Here is a 1,689-nt window from a genome sequence, read left to right as displayed (position 1 = left end):
GCTGATATAGCTCGAGTTAGTCCTTCTCAAATGCCTCCGGAGGTGTCAGGAAGGGATCTGTAACTGATTCCTTTTCGGGGTCCGTGTGTTGCCGCACGTGGACCTCCTGACACGCCCCGGAGGTGTTTGTTGTGTCTGCGCATTTAGCTCCAGCCACATCTTCCACGATCGTCGTTGCTGTCGATGTCGGCAAGACCTCGGCCATGTTCTCGGTGACAGATGCGGCCCATCGTCGGCTGGTCGGTCCCTCGGAGTTCACGATGAACCGCACAGGTCTGAACGAGGTGATCATGGCGGCGAAGGTCTCGATTCCGTCGCCGGGGCAGGTGAAGGTCGGTGTGGAGGCCGCCGGCCACTATCACCGTCCAGTGCTCGACCATCGCTGGCCGCACGGGTGGGAAGTATTGGAGCTCAATCCCGCTCAAGTCGCCGAGCAGCGTCGTGTGCAGGGCCGACGCCGGATCAAGACCGACGTGATCGATTTGGAGGCGATCACCGATCTGGTGCTGGCCGGGTACGGGCAACTGGTAGCTGATCGCGACGCCGTGATCGGTCAGATGAGCGCCTGGGTGGTGCATCGGAACCAACGGGTTGCCACGCGTACCGCGACGAAAAATCAACTACTCGGGCAGCTGGACCGGGCGTTCCCCGGACTCACTCTGGCGCTGCCCGACGTTCTGGGCACCAAGATCGGCCGGCTGGTCGCCGCCGAGTTCGCCGACCCGGCCCGGCTGGCTGGGCTCGGAGTCAACCGGCTGATTCGGTTCGCTGCGACCCGCGACCTGCAACTGCGCCGCCCGGTCGCCGAGCGCCTGGTTGTCGCCGCCCGCGATGCGCTGCCGACCCGCGACGCAGCAATAGCGCGTCGGATACTGGCCGCTGACTTGGCGTTGTTGACCGACCTCGACGATCAGATCCAGTGCGCACAGACCGCGCTGGAGTCACTGCTGCCCCGCAGTCCGTACGCGACACTGACCTCCGTGCCGGGCTGGGGTGTAGTGCGGGTATCCAATTACGCTGCCGCCTTGGGGGATCCGCGACGATGGCCAGGACCGCGGCAGATCTACCGCGCCTCGGGCCTGTCCCCGATGCAGTACGAATCCGCGCATAAACGCCGCGACGGTGGTATCAGCCGGGAAGGCAGCGTGGCACTACGTCGCGCTTTGATCGACCTCGGTATGGGCCTATGGCTCAACGACCCAGCGGCCAGGAACTACGCCCAGACACTCAAGGACCGCGGCAAGCCCGGCGGCGTGATCGCCTGCGCACTGGCCCACCGCGCCAACCGCATCGCCCACGCCCTCGTCCGCGACTGCGCCACCTACGAGCCCACCCGCTGGCACTGAACCTTCGACACCCACCCGCGGAAAGGACCCGACCAGCCACTTCACAACTTACGACGGAGGTGCCACCCTGAGTGGACGGGACGAAGGGTCCGGATCAGATGCCGTGACCGCTATGGCGGGCCCCACCGGGTTACGCCGAGGCTAGCTTGGCACCCGGCCCTTCGCCTCCACGGCAGCCCGAACGACGCCAGATAACCCACCCGAGGTTGCATACATCAGCGTGGGCGCCAGGCACCCGCCCTCACCCAGCAGTCACCACCGGCCACACCAATCCAGCACCCCACCCACGGGTGTCGAACCACTACGGCCGCCCACCCTCTTGACTCGACCTACAGCCAGCTAG

Annotated in this window: 1 protein-coding gene; it reads left to right on the top strand. The window is 65.6% G+C overall.

Translation table 11 applies throughout. The features are described 5' to 3' along the window. The first annotated feature begins 131 nt into the window (after positions 1-131). On the top strand, positions 132-1,346 hold the full coding sequence (locus A5650_RS03715) for an IS110 family RNA-guided transposase (protein WP_067286420.1): 1,215 nt from the start codon (positions 132-134) through the stop codon (positions 1,344-1,346). The last annotated feature ends 343 nt before the right edge of the window (positions 1,347-1,689 follow it).

The sequence above is a fragment of the Mycobacterium sp. 1164985.4 genome, assembly GCF_001668575.1.
In the GTDB taxonomy this organism is placed as follows: Bacteria; Actinomycetota; Actinomycetes; order Mycobacteriales; family Mycobacteriaceae; genus Mycobacterium.
The sequence above is the reverse complement of the archived record's forward strand: the minus strand, read 5'-3'. Positions and strand labels throughout refer to the sequence as shown.